The organism is Nocardia sp. NPDC102475 (assembly GCF_055584605.1).
In genome coordinates this window covers 95,278-112,274 of record NZ_JBVJLS010000029.1, presented here as the reverse complement: position 1 = coordinate 112,274, position 16,997 = coordinate 95,278, and the positions used below count along the sequence as shown (strand labels likewise).

Genomic DNA, 16,997 nt, shown 5'->3' with positions numbered 1-16,997 from the left:
ACGTCCTGTGGGCACTGCTGCGCGACGGGAGAGAATTCACCCTCGACACACCCGTCCCGACGGCAGTCGCGGCTTGACACGATCATTGAGAGTCCCTTCATAGGTGCGGACAGGCGCGGGCTCAGGAAGTTCAGTACCGCGCTGGCAACCCATTCCGGATCTTCATCGGGCAGTAGGTGACCGGCGCTGGGATGCACCCGTTCATGGCTGACGGGGATATCGCGAGAGAAATGCTGGGCGTCGACGGACGCGCTGCGCAGCACCAGGGTCGGCGCCGTGATGGCCGGTATTTCAGCTGTCCGGTCGAGTTGTTCGGTGTTGGCGAAGTCAATGAACGCTTGTTGATTGCCGGGCCGGGTCAACATCGCGTGCACCCGGTCGACCAGTGCGTCATCGACTACCCCTGGGCGCGATCCGACCGCCGAACGCAAGTTGCTTTCGGTGGTCGAACGAGACGCCACCCGACGCAACAGCACGCGCCCGATCGGATTGCGGGCCACGCGCAGTGCCAACGGCAACGACTTGCCGGGATAGCCGGTCGCGTTGATCAATACCAGCCGGTCCACCCGCTCGGGATAGTCCAGCGCGAAGTTCCAGGCGATATTGCCACCGAGCGAATTGCCGACCAGCGAAACCTTCGAAACCCCGATCGAGTCCAAGAAGTCGGCGACGGTCCGTACGAATGTCGACACCCGGTAGTCCCGGTCGGGACGTGGACCTGTGAGGCCGAATCCCGGCAGGTCAGGGCGGATTGCGTCGAATGACGATAATGCCGAGACCACATGATCGAAGCAGTGCAGCGAGGAGCCGCTGCCGTGCAGCAGCAGCACCGGCGCTCCGGTCCCGGCCCGCTTGTAGTGAATGTTGCGGCCATCGACGATCGCGAAGCACGAATCTGGGTCGATGTAATCATCGGCTTCACGTCGGTTCATAATGGCTACAGCGTTGCCGATACGACGGGGCAGTCAAGCAATAATGGCAACATCGTTACCTTTATGTTTTGATCAGACCCCCGAGCCAGTCGATGACAAGGATCCGAGCGTGACCACAGCCGACCCAGACGCCGCCGAGACCCCCGCTCGCCGTTCCCCCGGCCGCCCTCGGATCCCCGTCGACCGGATCGTAATGACCGCGCTGCGCATTGTCGACGAGGAAGGAGCCGATGCGCTGTCGATGCGTGCGCTGGCCCAGCGTCTGGATACCGGCACCGCGGTGCTCTACCGCGCCATCGCGAATCGTGCCGAGTTGATCGGCCGCGTGGTCGATTGGGTGCTCGGCGAGATCGTCGACATCGACATACCCGAAGCAGATTGGCAACGGGCATGCACTACCACCGCCGAAGCTATTTTCACGATCCTGCGACGTCATCGCAGACTTGCGCCACTGCTCATCGAACAAATACCCACCGGGCCCAATGCGCTCGCCTTGCGTGAGCGAGTCCTGGCCACATTGCTCGCCAACGGGTTCCCGGCACAGTCCGCGGCGCTCGTATATGCCACTCTGGCCCGCTACGCCATCGGCTTCGCCGCGCAGCTCAACGGCCACAACACCGAGGCCAACATAGATCCGGCGCCGATCGCCGCCCTGTATCGCGGACTCGATCCGGCCCGATTTCCCGCCACGGTCGCCGTCTCCGACTGCCTGCCCACCCAAACTCTGGAAAGCGAGTTCCAGTTCGGCCTGTGCCTGCTCATTGCGGGGCTCGCACCGCCGAGGCGGGACCCGACCGATGCGGCGGACTCCACCTGACCCGCAGACCCGCACTTCACGCACTCTTGGCGCTGCCATCCAATTCGGATACGCTGTTGCCGAATTAGCCGTGCGATCTGCGTGCCAGCCACCCACCGACGGCGGCCGCCTGAGACCGGCGAACATTTCGACCACAGGAGAACGCATGCGTACCGTTCAAACCAGCGCCCGCTACCAGGCAAGTCCCGACGAGGTCTGGAAGGTGATCGGCGACCCGGCGCGCTGGAGCGAGTGGCTGGTAATTCACAAATCGTGGAAAAGCCCTGTCCCAGCAGAGATCTCGACTGGTGATACCGCCACCGCAGGGGCGAGCATCATGAATATGCCGGTCACCATCGACTGGACCTTCGAGAAGGTGGACGCGCCACACGCGGTCACCATGGGCGGAACCACCAGGGCCGATGTCAAACTGGCGCTCACCATCACTTTGGTCGACGAAGCCGGGACCACGAAGGTCGACCTCACCGCAAGTATCGACGGCGGCATGATCGACGGCCCCATGGGCGGAGTATTCAAGAATTCACTCGTCGGCGCACTCGACAAGTCACTGAAGAAGGTTCAGGGCCTAGTCGCGCTCGGTGAAGTTCCGGGACAGTGATCCGAGTGGACGAACCGAGGAAAACCGTTGCCGCGATCGGATGTTCGGGTCAGGTGGCCGAAGTCTTCGTCCGTGGTCTGCTGGCCGAGGGCGTCACGGTTCGTATCCTGGCCCGCGATGCCGAGTCGGTCGGGCGACGCTATCCGGAAGCGACCACCGTCAGCGGCTCCATGATGAACCCCGACGATGTCGCCCGTGCCGTCGCGGGCGCGGACGCGGCGTTCTTCTTGACGCCCATGGCGCGGCGCAACGATCCGTCGACCGAGTTCGAGGCCGCCAGAGCTGTTATCGCCGGTGCCGAGACGGCCAGGGTGAAACACCTGATCTACACCTCCGCGCTCGGCGCGGATCGGAACACCGGTGTCGGCGTGCTCGACGCCAAGTTCGAGGTCGAACGCCTACTGATGGCCAGCGGCATCCCGCACAGCATTCTGCGCTGCGGATCGTATATGCAAGATATTTTCGACGTGCGGCTGAGTTTGCTGAACAAGGGCACCTTCTTGTTCCCCATCCATAAGTCGCGTCGGATCAGCTATGTGAGTCAGAAAGACGTCGCGCCCTTTGTCGTTCAGGAACTGCTGGGCAAGGATCGTGTCGTGAACGGCGCCATCGAACTCGTCGACCCACGCAGTTATTCCGTCGATGAGGTCGAGCGGTTGCTGACGAAAGCGGCGGGCCGCACGGTGAAAGCGTCGCCGCGGTTTCCCACCTATTATCTGTTCCTGGCCGCACGCCCCTTTTTCAGCTGGCGCGAACACCGCTTCGCGTCGCTGATCCCCCTGGTTCGCTACTGGGACCGCCACGGCTCCGAAGCATCGGAGAATACGGCCCGAGCCTTCGCGCCGTCATTCCGTATGACGCCCCTGGAAGAGCATCTCGACAGTCTCTTCCAGACCCAGCAGGATTCCGCTCCACTATGAGGCACCACAGCCAGAGTTGATCGCCGCATACTCGAACGCCGGTGACGTTGTCCGTCACCGGCGTTCGCGCTCCCTCGGAATCTGACTCAGTTCCACGGCCGCCCAGCTCATTTCAGCGGCAGCAGGGCACCGTCCATACCGCCGACGTCGGTGATCTTCCAATCCGCACCGGAATCGACGCTGACGCTGTAGGTCACGGTGGTCTGTCCCCCGTCCGGGGTCTGCGCGTTGGTCGAATTCACGTTCAGAAAGACATTCACCTTATAGACGCCGCCCGTCTGCGACGTGACAACCGCACTGATCGGCGTCGCGGTCGAGGTCCACTTCAACGGCACCAGGATTTCCTGCAATTTCGGTGCGGTGGCATCGAACTTGTTCGCAAGCTGGGTGCTGGTGTTGGCCTTTAGCTTCCCCACCCAGGCGTTGTAGTCCTGGAAGTTGATGGTCGAGGCTCCGACCGCGTAATCCGTTGCCGCCTGCACGGCATGGTGGTTCGCGGCGATCTCGGCATCGCGATCGCTGAGTTCGCCGCTGGCCGACAGCCAAAGGGTGGCGAATACTCCCGTCGCCGCAACCAGCGCGAGTATCGCGGCCCCCACGGCGATCGCGGACGGCCGTAGCGACACAGTCCAGGCCGTCCGCTGCACCGGCGGTGCCTCGTTGCCGTTCGTTTCCTTTTCCACTCGCTCGGTGGTGTCGATTGTCATGTGTACTCCTGTTGAATAGGTAATCGGTTGCGCGGCCGACTATTTGACGTTGATGTGCAGTCGGACAACGCCGTCGCCGGTTTCGGCGAGGGCTTGCTCGATCAGCGCGCTGAGGTCGATGCGGCTCAACTGGCCGGTGGCCTGCTGGGACAACGGGGTGAGCATCGGCACCAACGCGGCCATGTCGGGACCGATTTCCTCGAGGTAATCGGCGAGCTTGCCGAAGAACGGGACGAGGCCGTTGCCCTCGACATACATATCCGGCACTTTCCCGGTCCGAACCAACCCTTCGATGGCGGTCGCGAGGTTGTTCATCGAGGCGCCGACCCCGGTCCAGCCCGGCGCCGCCGCACTCATCGCCGGACCAGCCCAGTCCATATCCGCGCCGATCACCTGAAGATCGGTGAGCATGCCCCGGATCGCATCGGTGCGGGCCAGCAGGGTCGCGGCAAGCAGGCTCGTCGACCGGGCCAGCTGCGGGACGACGACATCGGTACCCGCAAGCCCCTGGGAAAAGGTCGCGACGATACCTTCGAGCGCCTTGGGGTCCAGTTGCTCCATCAGGTGCGTCACTTGACGGGAGGCCTCCGGAATCGAGGTCGGTGTGCGGACGGTGGCGGTGTCGATGTTCTGTCCGTCGCGCAGATACGGACCGCCGCCGCCATTGACGGGAGTGAATCTGACCTCGGGTTCACCCAGCGCGGAAAGGTTTTCGATGGTTACCGTGCTGGCGACCGGTATGCCGTATTCATCGCGCACCCGCATCCCGACCTTGACACCGCCGTCACCGTTGCGCACCGAAACGATCTCGCCGACCCGCATACCGGACAGCAGAACCGGCGAGTGCGGACCGAGGCTGCCCGAATTGGACAATGTCATATTCAGGGTGGAATACCTGGTAAACCAGTCGACACCGACCACGTCGAAAGTGAGGTAGGAAAGGCCGAGAATCATGACGGCGGCCAGGCCGCCGAGTGAGGCCACCGGCCCGAGAATTCGTGATGTCACCGCACGGCTCCGATCATGCGCAGGGTGTCGATAATCCGGGTTGTCTGTTCCTCCGCGGGAACGCCGATCCCGGCGTCGATACGGGTGATGTTCACCTTCGCCCCGTGCTCGGTGAACGGGATGATCCGGTCTCGAAGCAGCGAGACAATCCGGTTCAGATTCGACGGTGCGTTCAGGTCCAGCGGCCGATTGGTGAACAGCAATGGCACCAAGGCTTTCGCGGCGGCATCGCCCGCGGTTGCCATCGGGGCCACCCAGCTCAGCGAGTGGACGACCTCACCCATAACCCCCGCGACCCCCAGTACGAGGATCAACGACTCCATCGCCGAGGCGACGTGCGCCGTACCTTCTTCGCTCAACAGCGCGTCCAACGCCTGATCACGGTGCAGCACCATGGCCGTGTTGGCCTCGATACCGTCGAGGAAACGGTCCACCTCATCGAGATGGCCTGCCACGTCTTCGAGGTCGGCGCCGACGACTTGGGCCATCCGAGCGGTGTCGGAAGGCTGTTGCGGCAGTATCGCGTTCATGCGATTCACCAGGTCCTGGAATTGGTTCACCGCGCCGCCCTGGAAGAACGTCGCGAGCCCGGCCATCACGTCTTCGACCTGTACCGCGGGCTTCGTCTGGGCGATCGGAATACTTCCGCCGTCGGACAGTGTTTCGTCGAATCCGGCAGCGGGGGTGGATAATTCGATGAAAACGTCCCCCAAGAGGGTGTTCTGCCGCAACTGTGCGGTGGTTCGAGTGGGGAGTTCCACCCCTCGATCGATATCGAGATCGGCGACCACATGTCCGGGGACCGTTGCCGTGGGGTCGACCACTGTCACTTTCCCCAGATCGCCCACCTGTACACCGTCGGCCATCACCTTCGCCCGTGCGGGCAGGTTGAGGGCATTGGTGAACTCGACATGTACCCGGTACGCGGCGCCGCGGCCGGTGCCAGGGACCGTGATGGCCGACGGATCGAAGGCACAACCGCCGAGCGTGGCGCCCGCGACAGCGAGCGCGGCCAGTCTCGTAGTGAATCGCATTGCGCACCGATCCCTCATCGGGCACCCGCCATATCGAGGATCAGCGGGACCAAATCGATGGTCGCCAAGCCCTTTTCAGCGCTGCGGCAGCGTCCGGGCAACGTCGCGTTGATCGCCGAGCACACCTGTTCGGCATCGGATCGAGCAAGCGCGACCTTGGGCGGCGCGTAGGAAATCGCGGCCTGACCGGTGCTCGGATCGACGGATCGCTGAAAAGCCGCCGTCAACGAAGGAACCATATTCACCAACTGTTCGAGAGCGCCGACGTTGGCACCGGCCCACCGAACCAACGGCACCGTCGCATGTAGGACATCCAGCATCGGTTGCCCGAATGTGCTGGTGAGGTCGTTGAACCAGGGCAGGATCACCCGCAGCCGTTCGACGATGTCGATCAACGGCGCGATCACCTCGCTATTGGCCTGATCCAGCATCCCGCCGAGTCGAGTCAACATATGTTCGAGATCGCCCCAATTGTTTTTCAGAGTCGCGCCGAGTTTGCTGAGTGCGTCTATCAATTCACCGATGCGTCCGATGGCGGCATCCGGCGATTTCAGCGCGTCGCCGAGTTCGAAAATCAGTTTGTTGAGCGCGGGGCCGGTGCCGGATACGGCGGAGTCGAGCGCCGAGAGGCCTGAACCGACCGTGTTCCGGTTGCCCGGGTCGTCCGGCGCGCTCAGCTCGGTGGCGAGTTTCGACAGTGCGTCCAATGTTTCGGTCATGCTCTTGGGTGTGAGAGATCTGGTGATGCACTGGTCGGTCGCCCACTGCGGCGCCGGTTTCGGCTCCGACAGAATCGCGAGGTTGCGATCGGCCACCAGGGTGTCGGACAGGGTCACCGCCGAAACGTCGCCGCGCAGCGGATGATCGGATTCGACGTTGAAGTCGACCCGAACACCATTGCCGGACGGCTCGATTCCGGTCACCGAGCCGACCGCGATGCCGAGCAGTGTGACATGGCTGCCCTGGTAGAGCCCCACCGCGTCCGGCATCATCGCGCAGTAGGAGCGCATCGACTTGGTGGCGCCGGTGAGCACGGCGTAGCCCACGGCAGAGGCCACGATCAGGACCAGGGCGGTGGAGACCGACATGAACCCGCGGGAAGCGAGAAGTCGTCGCATCAGCACGACCTCCCCGGCACCGGGATGCACAGTGCGGGCGCGGACACAGTGGCCTGCGATTGATCCACGGTGGAACCGTCCGGCGCACCCGCGATCTGCCGCAACTGCCCCCCGATGCTCTGGACGGAGGAAATGACCTGGTCGAGCCGACCGGTGAGCCGCTCCATCTCGGGGACCGCCTTCGCGAGTTCGTCCACCATCGGCTTCATCGTGTGCTCGTAGGCGGGTTCGGCCGCCGCGATGCGGGCGAGCAGCCGTGCCAGCAGATTCAGCGAGACGCGCAATTCGGATCGCTTGTCGACGAGGATGTCTGTGGTCATGATGAGCTTGCGATTGAGCTGACCGTACAGCGCGGTATTCCCGCTGATCCTGCTCAGGTACTCTTGCGAAACCGCCAGTGCCCGTGACACATCCGCATTCTGGGTGTCGAGAATATCGACGATGGAGTCGACCGCTCGCCCCAGCTGCCGTAGGCCGTCCGGGCTCTCGACCAAGGCCGTGCTCAGCTCGCCGATATTGTGCCGCAGCACCGCGCCGTCGACCTCACGCACCGGAGTCACCGCATCTTGGAACGCCTGCCCCAGGGTGTAGGGCAGTCGCACCTTGTCTTTCGCGATGACCTTCTTGCCCAACGGTTTCGAACCGGCGGGCGTCAGTGCGACGAAGTGGCCGCCCGCAATCGTCAGCATCCGAATGTCGAGGGTCGACTGATCGCCGACGAACATATCGGAGGCCACCGTGAAGACCATGTGTACGCGATCATCGTGCAGCTCCAACGATTCGACGGTGCCGACATTGATGCCCGCCACCCGGATGTCCTCACCGGGTCGGATCGACCCGGCCCCGCTCAGGTCGGCTCCGTATTCGACCTTGCCCAACGGCAGTGCGTACAGGACGCCGCAGGCGGCGAGCACGAGCACCACGGTGGCCGCGCCGATCAGTCCGAGCCGCAGCTCGCGCCGGCGCATCGTGCGAGCGTCCGGCACCGGCCGATCATCGCGGAAGCGAAACCGCTTGCGCGGCACAATAGTCATCGGTTGCATAGCGAGATCCTCTGGCCGCCGATGAATACCCGCAGTTGCGGTGGCACCGACGCGTTTCCGTTCGAGCAGGTGGTGTTCATTTCGGGCGCCGCCTTCGGCAGTAGTGCGTCCAACGACTGCAGCAGGCCCGGTAGTTTGCCGAGTACCTCGACCGCGGCCCTGGTGTCGGGAAACGCCGTTCGCAGCGCATTGTCGAGATCGGGATTGGTATCCGGGGTGAAGCCGAGGGTCGCGAGCAGATCGTCGATCGGACCCAGCACCGGCGGTGCGGCGAGGGCGTAGTCGACCAGCGCGTCCAGCTTGACCTCGAGTACGCCGAACAGGTCGGTCAGGTTCTGGATCAGGGTCTCCAGATAGCGTGACTTGCCCCCGACCCGATCATCGATATCGCGCAGATTGCGGACCAGCGTGGAGATCACCGCCTGCCGGTCGACGACGTAGCGGCTGAGCTGCTCCACCGCGTCGAGCGCGGGCCCGATGCCGGTGCCGTTGCCCTCGATCACGGCGAGGACGCTTTCGGCCAATTGGTTGAGGGCGCTCGGCGAAAAGTCCCGGAGCACCGGCTGTAGACCGTTGAACAGCGTGGTGATGTCGAACGATGGAATCGTGTGCTCGGGTGGCACTGTCGCGCCGCTCGCCAGTTCGTGACCGGGTGCGTCCGGTTGCCGCACGTCGACATACCGCTGTCCGGTCAGCGTCTGATATCGGATCGCGAACGTGCTGGCCTCGTACACCGGGTGGCCGCGTTGCACACTCAGCCGCACGGAGGCTCGCGCCTGATCGAGGTCGATCGCCTGAACCTTGCCCACCTGCACGCCGTACATGCGGACGTCATCACCGGATTTCAGGCCATTGGCATCGGTGAAGATCACCCGAAACGTGCCGGTACTCCCGGCTACCGGCCGCTGGATCGCCATTACCACCATGCTCAACAGCGCCGCCATTACGACCACGAATATCAACAGTCGCAGAACTACATTGACAGTCGATTTCATCGGGTACCTCCCGGCATCGCGGCTGGATCAACCGGTGCGGGCGCCGCCGATGCCCCGGTGACACCGAGCAGCGGCCCGGCGAGGACGGGGAATCCGCGCAGGGTCAGCTCGAGTTGCAGGACCGGCCCGTCGGGTGTGTCGACGAACGAATTGTCGATGCGCGCCAAGATGGTGCGCAGTTCGGCACTCGACTTCTCCGGTGTCGGCACCATCCGGGCGGTCATGCTCAGCAATGGCGTCAGCATGTCGCTGTAACCGGTGTAGTGCCGCTGCCCAACCCAGCCCACGTTGGCGAGACCTGGAAACAATTGGTCGGTAAGCAGATTGACACCGGTATCGAAGAGCGGCCGATCGGTGCGCAGCACTTCGATATTGTTGATGTGGTAGAGCAGATCTACTGTGGCACCGGCGAATTCGGCAGCACCGTGCAATGTCGAGGCATACTGCCCGATCAGGTAGGACGGATCGTATCGCTGGGTATCGGCCACTTCCCGGCCGAGCATCACGATGGCCTCCAGGATCGGCGCGAACGCCTTGGCGTCGGTAGCGAGAGCGGTCAGCACGCCGGTCAGTTCTGGCGTCAGCACCTGGTTGGTGGTCTGCCCGAGTGACCGGATCAGGGTGCCCATGGTGACATCGGTGACGCGCGACGCCGCCGCACCGGCGAGGTCGACCTCGGTCCCGTCCCGCAATGGGACACCACCTTGGCCGCGGCGCAATTCGAGCTCGCTGATGCCGAACAGATTCGACGGCGCGTAGTCGACGACAAGAGCGTCGGTCAGTCCGGTGAGCTGGGAACCGTCCAGCCGCAGCGCTATCTGCTGCCGGCCGGCGCCGACACTGCTGATACCGGTGACCTCGCCGACATTGACCCCGTCCAGCCGGACCCGGGTGCCGGCGATAACGCCGTCGCCGACCTGCTCGGTGCGCAGCGTCACCGACATTCGATCATCTTCTTGTACCGCTCGATATCCGCCCCACACTGCGGTCACGAGCACCGCCACGGTGAGCGCGACCGCACCGGTGCGCCGTGCGGATTTCGCGGTAATGGCTGCTCCAGGCAACCCGTACGTCGGCATTTCGCACTACCCCGTAAATGTGACCGTCGAGCTGAATCCCCAAATTGCGAGGGTTAACAGCATGTCCAAAATGATTATTGCGACGAAACTGGCCCGCACCGCCCGGCCGGAGGCGATTCCAACGCCCTCCGGCCCGCCCACGGCGAAGAATCCTTGATAGCAATGGATCAGGATCACCGCGACGCCGAACACGAGCACCTTCAGTAAGGCGGCAGCAATATCGGGAAGGCTGACGAATTGGTCGAAATAGTGCTGATACACGCCCGATGCCTGACCGTGGACGCCGACAACGATTGCGGCACAGGACAGGTAGCTGAGGATCAGGGTGATCAGGAAGGTCGGCACGATCGCGACGACACCGGCGATGACCCTGGTGGTGACCACGAACGGAATCGACCGCAGCCCAAGGCATTCGATCGCGTCGATTTCCTCGGAGATGCGCATGGATCCGATCTCCGCGGTCATTCGGCAACCGGCCTGGGCCGCGAACCCGACCGCGGCGATGATCGGCGCCAGCTCCCTGGTATTCGCGAACGACGAAACGACACCGGTCAACGGGCCGAGCCCGATCATGTTCAAAGTGCCGTAGGACTCGATGCCCACGCCGGCGCCGAGCACCACGCCGAGCAGAATGAGCATCGGCACGGTACCGCCGCCGACGATCAGCGAGCCTCTCCCCCAGGTGGTGTCACTGATAGCGCGCAGGGTTTGCGCCCGATAATGGCGGAGCGTCAAGGGAATTGCCGAGAGCACCTGCCAGCTGAAAGCCAGGGCGAAACCGATGCCGTCCACCGGCAGCAACGCGTTGCGGTTGCGAAACAACCGATACGCCCAGCGCAGGCCCTTCGGCGAATACGCGGTCGCTGTCATCAGGCCATCCTGGTCGGGGCGAACATCTGAACCAATTGGGTGGCAACGAGATTGACGACCATGATGGACACCACCGAGAGCACGACCGAGGCATTGACACCGTCCGCCACCCCGCGCGGACCGCCCTTGGCCTCCAGCCCGCGCTGACAACTGATGATCACCACGATGAACCCGAACACCACCGCCTTCAGCAGCGAGATGCCGACGTCGGTAACCGTGGTGAAGGAGCCGAAAGTGGCCCAGTAACTTCCCGAGGTCACTCCTTGTCCGCCGATCGCGACGGCGTACCCCGCGACCACACCGGTGAAGATGATCAAAATGTTGAGCAGGGGCGCTACCAGCACCATGGCGACGGCACGGGGAATGACCAGTCGGTGAATCGGGCTGACGCCCATCACCCGCAGTGCGTCCACTTCCTCGCGAATAGTGCGCGCGCCGAGGTCGGCGGCGATCGCCGCGGCGCCCGCACCGCCCAGCAGCAGCCCGGTGGCGATCGGCGCGCCCTGCTTGATGACTCCGAGCCCGCTCGCCGCTCCCAGCAGCGAGTCACCGCCCAGTTCCTTGATCATATTGCCGATCTGCAAGGAAACGATCACGCCGAAGGGCACCGCCATCAGGATCGCGGGAAAGGCGGTGACCGTGATCAGATACCAGGCCTGATGCAGCATCTCGCGCATTTGGAACCGGCGCCGAACCATATCGGACAGTGCTCCGCCGATGGTCTCCGACGCCATATCAACCGTCCGCCCGCCGGTGCGTACACCCGAGACGACGGTGTCGGAGAAGTTTGCCCACAAAATCCGCGATGTCGAATCTTTCTGCTTCGATGGTGTGGACACCTGGGGTGCCAGAGTCAAAACAACCGCCTTTTTACGTGCGCCGACACCAGTGCGCGGTATCGACTTTGATCCACCAAGCTATTAGTGACGAAATATTCAGCAATGAGCCCGTGGTCAGCAGACGGTAGCTCATGGCCCGCAAACCGGAACAGGAATGAATATCCGTTCATCCGCCGGGCACCGCAGTGCGCGAATCCGTGTAAACGGCCACGCAGGCGGGCTGCTCGAGCAGGGCCACGACCTGCTGCGCCAGGGCATCCACCCACGCGATAGTCGCCGCCCCGGCATTGCGCTGCGACGTTCGCAAGATCGCCAGCGCGATGCCGCCCATGAGGTCGAGCGCGACAACCGGGTCGTGGATATGAAAACGCCCCGCAGCAAGCCCGGCCCGTACCGGAGCGCAGAGTCGAGCGCGGATCTCGGGATGCTCGAGGATTCGATATTTCTCCGAGAGCACAACCGCGGCCACATCGGGACGAGACACCCCCACCTCGCCGAACGCGCGCATATGCGCGCGAACGACACCGGCGGGATCGTCGAGGCCGGTCGCGGGATCGTCGAGCATCCGCGCCAGTTGGTTCACCACTTCCGCGACGGCCGCGGCGAACAACTCCTCCTTGCTGCTGAAATGGTTATAGAAGGACCCGGTCGCGACTCCGGCGTTTCGCGTCAAGTCGGCGATACTGATCGCCGCGGCCTTACCCTTGGCCAAGGCCTGCCAACCGGAACGTAGCAGTGCCGACCGCGTGCGCAGGGCGCCACGCACGCGCGCACCATCTCGATCCGAAATCTTCGACCCCGAGGCCGCCGGGTTCATGCAGCAACTCCGGCCATCAGAAACCCTTCATTCGCGCAATCCGTAACGGCAACAGTGTGACCGTTATTACGGCAGAGGTCAAGGCCCTATTACCGACCGGTAATCGATGAGAAATCTGGTCGCATGCCCAGATATTCGGCGGATTTTTACGCCTATCATTGAGCTGTCGGGGGGTCCACTCTTCCCGCGCGAGCCCGATTGTCCGGCTCCGAAGATTAGGACCTAACGCGATCTCCACGTGGTCTCGCGGCGGAGTTGGCTGCGGCCGGGTTCGGCGAGGCCGAGGAAATCGGGCGGGGCGGCTTCGGGATCGTGTTCCGGTGTGTCGAACACTCACTGAATCTCCCTGCAGCACAGTACCGCCAGGCCAGGGCTACCGGTATTGCATCGGAGTCCAAACCGATGGCTCGGATTTGGCTCGTGGTCCAAGCGCGGGCCGGGCAGGCACGGCTTGACTGGCCGACGTGAGCATCAACCTTCTCCGCTACTCCACCGAATCGGGCACCTCGGGGTGGGGCGTGGCCCGCGGCGAGCGGGTGCTGCCGCTGCCCGGCGAGTACCCGACGGCCACCGAGGTGCTTCGGGAAGGGGTTGCGGCGGCCAGAGCCCTGCTGACCGAGCCAGGGGATCCCGGCATCGAGTTGGCTGGGGTTACGGCGCTGAACCCGCTGCCAGGTGCGAAGGTCAACTGCCAGGGTACGAATTACCGGGCGCATATGGCCGAGGTCGGGATGGATCCCGATAATCCGCCTTTCAATTTGTTCTTCACCAAGTCGACGGGATCACTGACCGGGGCCGACGATGACATCGTCACTCCCCCACACGTGCGGCTGCTGGACTACGAGATCGAACTGGGCATCGTGCTGGGCAAGGCGATCACCGGTCCGGTGACCGTGACCCCGGAGAACCTGGCGGACTACGTCGGCGCCTTCGTCGTCGCGAATGATGTCAGCGCGCGCGACGTTCAGCTGTCCCAAGGGCAGTACTACAAGGGCAAGAGCTACCGCACATTCTGTCCGGTCGGTCCGTACCTCTGCGTGCCCGATCGCGGCGAGGTCGATAGATGGAAGGACCTTCGCCTCGAGCTCGCCGTCAACGGTGAAACCCGGCAGCGGGCTCTGGCGGCCGACATGGTCTTCGCACCAGCTGAAACCCTGACGGAGTTCTCGCTGTTGGAGAATTTCGCGGTGGGTGACCTGTTGCTCACCGGCACCCCGGGGGGAGTCGCCATCCACCCGCCCAAGCCGATCGTGCAACGCCTCGCCGGTCTGCTATCCGAAGCAAGGAAGTGGGAGCTTTTCCTGCGGACGCAATCCCGCAACTCCCGATACCTCGCGCCGGGCGATGTCGTCACGGCGTCCATCCGCACCGACGACGGCGTGCTCGACCTCGGCACGCAGCGCAACACCGTCCGTTGACCGAGAGACCAGAGACAGACGAGATGGTTGAGACGAACCAAGCGGTGCGCCACGACTCGGAACCCGACGTGACCATCGTCGGCGCCGGAGCGACCGGATGCACTCTGGCGCTACTGCTGGCCCGCTACGGTATCGCCAGCACTGTCCTCGAACGCCGGACCGATCCGTTGAACCATCCCGCCGCGCACGTCATCAATGCGCGGTCGCAGGAAATCTGGCATCACGCTTCCCCGACGCTGGCCAGGCGAATAGCCGCTTTGGCACCACCGGCCGAGGAGATCAGTGTGATCCGCTGGTGCACGGACCTGCGCGATGGCACGCTCGGTGACATCGACCTGTTGGCCGATGCCGAGCAGGTGCGACACGTGCGGACCCACAGCCGCTTCCTCATCTCGCACATCGGCCAGCACCGACTCATGCCGGTCCTCTGGGATGCCATCGAGGCCGACCCGCACATCGATTTCCGTCGCGGCGCCGGTGTGCGCGAGGTGACTACGATGCCGACAGGCGCCACCGTGCGCACTGTCGACTCCAACGCCCGCACCTCGGAAGTCCGCTCGCGGTTCGTGGTCGGCGCCGATGGTGCGAACAGTGCGGTGCGCCGAGCGCTTGGCATCACGATGCGTGGGCCGGTGCTGGCCAATATGGGCAGCGCCTTCTTCCACGCCGAACTGTTCACCGACGGCGTCCGCCCGCTGCTGAGCTGGATCTACGCCCCACAGTTCTGCGGCGTGCTGATCGCGCACGCCGACGACGACTACGTCCTCATGACGCCGTTCCTCAGCGATCGGCAGGACATTGCCAATGACAGCGAAAAGTTCTGGGCCGCAACGCTACCGAAGGTGATCGGACGGCACGTGCCGTTCGACATCCATTCCACCGGCACCTGGACGATGACCAGCCAAACCGCCGAGTCGTTCGCCACCGGCAACGTCATCCTGGCCGGGGATGCGGCACACCGGTTTCCGCACACCGGCGGTTTCGGCCTCAACAGCGGGGTGCAGGACGCCCACAACCTCGCCTGGAAACTGGCCGCGATTCTCGAAGGCCGCGCGCCGACGTCGCTACTGGACAGCTACGAGCCGGAACGACGGCCGGTGGTGGAACGCTTCGCCACCCAGAGCGTCGACAATCACTTCCGGCTCGACGATGTCATGGCGGGGTTGGCCCCTGGTAACCGGGCGCTGGCCCGGATGACCCGTGCTTTCTCGCACCCAGTCGTCGATCGCCTTCCGTCGGCGATTGTGCGGCGCGCCGCTGACGGCCTGATGAACCTGGCGATGCGCCAGACCGCGAAGCTGAGCGGAGGCGATGCGCCAGCGGGTGACCGACGCGCCACGATCGGACGTCGGATACCGGGCCAATTGCAGCACTTCGCCTCCACCGGACTCGAATTCGGCTACGCGTACTCGGGCGATCTGATTCGGACCGAGCCGACGCCGCAACCGCTGAACGGCGATGGCGTGGTGGAATACCGCGCGACGACGTGGCCCGGCTGCCGGATTCCGCACGTGTGGCTCGCCGGTGCCGACGACCTGTCCACCCACGACCTGCTCGACCTGCGCGACTACACCTTGTTTACGCCAGACACCCACGGCTGGCGTGCGGCCGTCGCCGGTAACACCCCCGTGGTTGTCGTCGGTCTCGATGCCGGGATCCGGCAGCGGGCGCACGATCTGTTCGAGGTCGGTGAGCACGGCGCTGTCTTGGTCCGGCCGGACGGGCACGTCACCTGGCGCACCACCGCCACAGCCGACTCGGCCGCGGCCGAACTCGAGCAAATACTTGCCGCCCTTGCGATCTCGACCGCGAGAAAAGACGCCGTACGGTAAGCGGTTCCGACGCGCCACTTTCGGGCGATGGCCCAATCAAGGTGCAAAGCAACGGCTCCGCCAGCGTATGGCGGAGCCGTTTCACCGCGACACAGGCATCATCAGCTTCCTCGACCTGGCGGGCGCCGACCTCGATAGTGTCATCCGTACCACCGTCCGACACGACAGCCGAGCCAGTGCGGCCGTTTCCGCACTGGCTCTCACCTGCGCGCAGTGATCTCTCGCATGCGATTCACGGCGCGCCCACCGATTCATCGTGACGTTCCCGCACCCCGATTGGAAACCGCTCCCCTTGTTTCCTTCGATGGCCGCGCCGCATCGCTCCGGCAATATGCCTACAACGTCTTCCAGGTAATAGTGCGCTTGTTGGCGCGCGATATCGTGCCGGGGCGGGTGCCTGCCCCCTGTTCGAGCAGAGTCGAGGGGGCGTCGCCGGAGCGCAGTCGCTCCAGGAGGTAGTCGGGGTCGAAGTCGACACCGATGGGATTGGCGGCGAAGGCAGGACCGGCCAGAAATTCGGCGGTGGCGGCGGCGGTAGCGAAGTTCTCGGTCTGGAATTCCAGCCGGAAGCCGTCGGGGTCTTCGTAATACAGGGAGGTGGTCGGTCCATGATTGATCGACCACACCGGGTGGATCCCGAGTTTCCGTAAGCGTTCGTAGTTCGTCAGTAGACGTTCCAGCGAGCCGAAAGTCAGTGCCAGATGGTCCATTCCGTAGATCTTGCGACGAAAACGCGCCAGCGGGAATAGGTAGCGCAGCAGCCTGGGCACTTTGATCAGTGCGAGACGGTGGCTTTCGTGATCCCAGACGAGGAAGGCGATCTGCGTGTCCTCGTGCGCGATGCTAGCTCCGAAAACCGTTCCGTACCAGGCGATCATCTCTTTGCTGCGGGTGGTCTTGACGACCCAGTGGGCGATCAGGTCGGGTGCGGCGGGATTCGGTGTCACGTGGTGAGTCATGCTGTGGTGCC

Annotated in this window: 17 protein-coding genes; 5 read left to right on the top strand and 12 right to left on the bottom strand. The window is 64.0% G+C overall.

All coding sequences use genetic code 11. The features are described 5' to 3' along the window. Window positions 1-932, bottom strand: a 932-nt coding sequence (locus ACZ60G_RS37245; protein WP_465816396.1) for an alpha/beta fold hydrolase, incomplete at its 3' end; no start/stop codon positions are given. A 109-nt stretch (window positions 933-1,041) separates the two neighbouring features. Here ACZ60G_RS37245 and ACZ60G_RS37240 point away from each other — a divergent pair. The 3 genes from ACZ60G_RS37240 to ACZ60G_RS37230 all read left to right on the top strand — a co-directional run bounded on the left by ACZ60G_RS37240 (window position 1,042) and on the right by ACZ60G_RS37230 (window position 3,267). Then, window positions 1,042-1,749, top strand: a complete 708-nt coding sequence (locus ACZ60G_RS37240; RefSeq protein ID WP_465816394.1) for a TetR/AcrR family transcriptional regulator — start codon at window positions 1,042-1,044, stop codon at window positions 1,747-1,749. A 145-nt stretch (window positions 1,750-1,894) separates the two neighbouring features. Continuing rightward, entirely contained in the window at window positions 1,895-2,347 is a 453-nt protein-coding gene (locus ACZ60G_RS37235) for a type II toxin-antitoxin system Rv0910 family toxin (RefSeq protein WP_465816392.1), read from the top strand. A gap of 5 nt (window positions 2,348-2,352) precedes the next feature. Beyond that, complete coding sequence (locus ACZ60G_RS37230) at window positions 2,353-3,267, top strand: SDR family oxidoreductase (RefSeq protein ID WP_465816390.1); 915 nt, start codon at window positions 2,353-2,355, stop codon at window positions 3,265-3,267. Between the two features lie 107 nt (window positions 3,268-3,374). Here the strand turns inward: ACZ60G_RS37230 and ACZ60G_RS37225 are convergent, their stop codons facing one another. From ACZ60G_RS37225 to ACZ60G_RS37180, 10 genes are all read right to left on the bottom strand, one after another. Continuing rightward, window positions 3,375-3,974 carry a hypothetical protein gene (locus ACZ60G_RS37225; RefSeq protein WP_465816389.1) on the bottom strand — a complete coding sequence of 200 codons (600 nt, stop codon included), beginning with the start codon at window positions 3,972-3,974 and terminating at the stop codon, window positions 3,375-3,377. Window positions 3,975-4,013: 39 nt separating this feature from the next. Continuing rightward, complete coding sequence (locus ACZ60G_RS37220; protein WP_465816387.1) at window positions 4,014-4,982, bottom strand: MlaD family protein; 969 nt, start codon at window positions 4,980-4,982, stop codon at window positions 4,014-4,016. Then, complete coding sequence (locus ACZ60G_RS37215) at window positions 4,979-6,016, bottom strand: MlaD family protein (protein WP_465816385.1); 1,038 nt, start codon at window positions 6,014-6,016, stop codon at window positions 4,979-4,981. The genes ACZ60G_RS37220 and ACZ60G_RS37215 overlap by 4 nt, the downstream gene beginning before the upstream one ends. A gap of 14 nt (window positions 6,017-6,030) precedes the next feature. Then, window positions 6,031-7,134, bottom strand: coding sequence for an MlaD family protein (locus ACZ60G_RS37210; RefSeq protein WP_465816383.1), 1,104 nt, complete (start codon window positions 7,132-7,134; stop codon window positions 6,031-6,033). Next, window positions 7,134-8,177, bottom strand: coding sequence for an MlaD family protein (locus ACZ60G_RS37205; RefSeq protein WP_465816381.1), 1,044 nt, complete (start codon window positions 8,175-8,177; stop codon window positions 7,134-7,136). The genes ACZ60G_RS37210 and ACZ60G_RS37205 overlap by 1 nt, the downstream gene beginning before the upstream one ends. Beyond that, entirely contained in the window at window positions 8,165-9,172 is a 1,008-nt protein-coding gene (locus ACZ60G_RS37200) for an MlaD family protein (protein WP_465816379.1), read from the bottom strand. The genes ACZ60G_RS37205 and ACZ60G_RS37200 overlap by 13 nt, the downstream gene beginning before the upstream one ends. Continuing rightward, complete coding sequence (locus ACZ60G_RS37195; RefSeq protein ID WP_465816378.1) at window positions 9,169-10,251, bottom strand: MlaD family protein; 1,083 nt, start codon at window positions 10,249-10,251, stop codon at window positions 9,169-9,171. The genes ACZ60G_RS37200 and ACZ60G_RS37195 overlap by 4 nt, the downstream gene beginning before the upstream one ends. Window positions 10,252-10,257: 6 nt before the next feature. Further along, a complete protein-coding gene (locus ACZ60G_RS37190; protein WP_465816376.1) occupies window positions 10,258-11,121 on the bottom strand; it encodes an ABC transporter permease in 864 nt (287 codons plus the stop codon). Then, window positions 11,121-11,855 carry an MlaE family ABC transporter permease gene (locus ACZ60G_RS37185; protein ID WP_465816375.1) on the bottom strand — a complete coding sequence of 245 codons (735 nt, stop codon included), beginning with the start codon at window positions 11,853-11,855 and terminating at the stop codon, window positions 11,121-11,123. Before ACZ60G_RS37185 ends, ACZ60G_RS37190 begins: the two co-directional genes overlap by 1 nt. 271 nt (window positions 11,856-12,126) lie before the next feature. Continuing rightward, complete coding sequence (locus tag ACZ60G_RS37180; protein WP_465816373.1) at window positions 12,127-12,777, bottom strand: TetR/AcrR family transcriptional regulator; 651 nt, start codon at window positions 12,775-12,777, stop codon at window positions 12,127-12,129. Between the two features lie 464 nt (window positions 12,778-13,241). On the opposite strand from ACZ60G_RS37180, the gene ACZ60G_RS37175 reads away from it, so the two are divergent. Both ACZ60G_RS37175 and ACZ60G_RS37170 read left to right on the top strand, forming a co-directional pair. Continuing rightward, window positions 13,242-14,195, top strand: a complete 954-nt coding sequence (locus tag ACZ60G_RS37175) for a fumarylacetoacetate hydrolase family protein (RefSeq protein WP_465816371.1) — start codon at window positions 13,242-13,244, stop codon at window positions 14,193-14,195. Between the two features lie 23 nt (window positions 14,196-14,218). Then, window positions 14,219-16,027 carry an FAD-dependent monooxygenase gene (locus ACZ60G_RS37170; RefSeq protein WP_465816370.1) on the top strand — a complete coding sequence of 603 codons (1,809 nt, stop codon included), beginning with the start codon at window positions 14,219-14,221 and terminating at the stop codon, window positions 16,025-16,027. A gap of 335 nt (window positions 16,028-16,362) precedes the next feature. Here ACZ60G_RS37170 and ACZ60G_RS37165 read toward each other — a convergent pair whose 3' ends face one another. Next, window positions 16,363-16,986, bottom strand: coding sequence for a VOC family protein (locus tag ACZ60G_RS37165; RefSeq protein ID WP_465816368.1), 624 nt, complete (start codon window positions 16,984-16,986; stop codon window positions 16,363-16,365). Window positions 16,987-16,997: the final 11 nt, after the last annotated feature.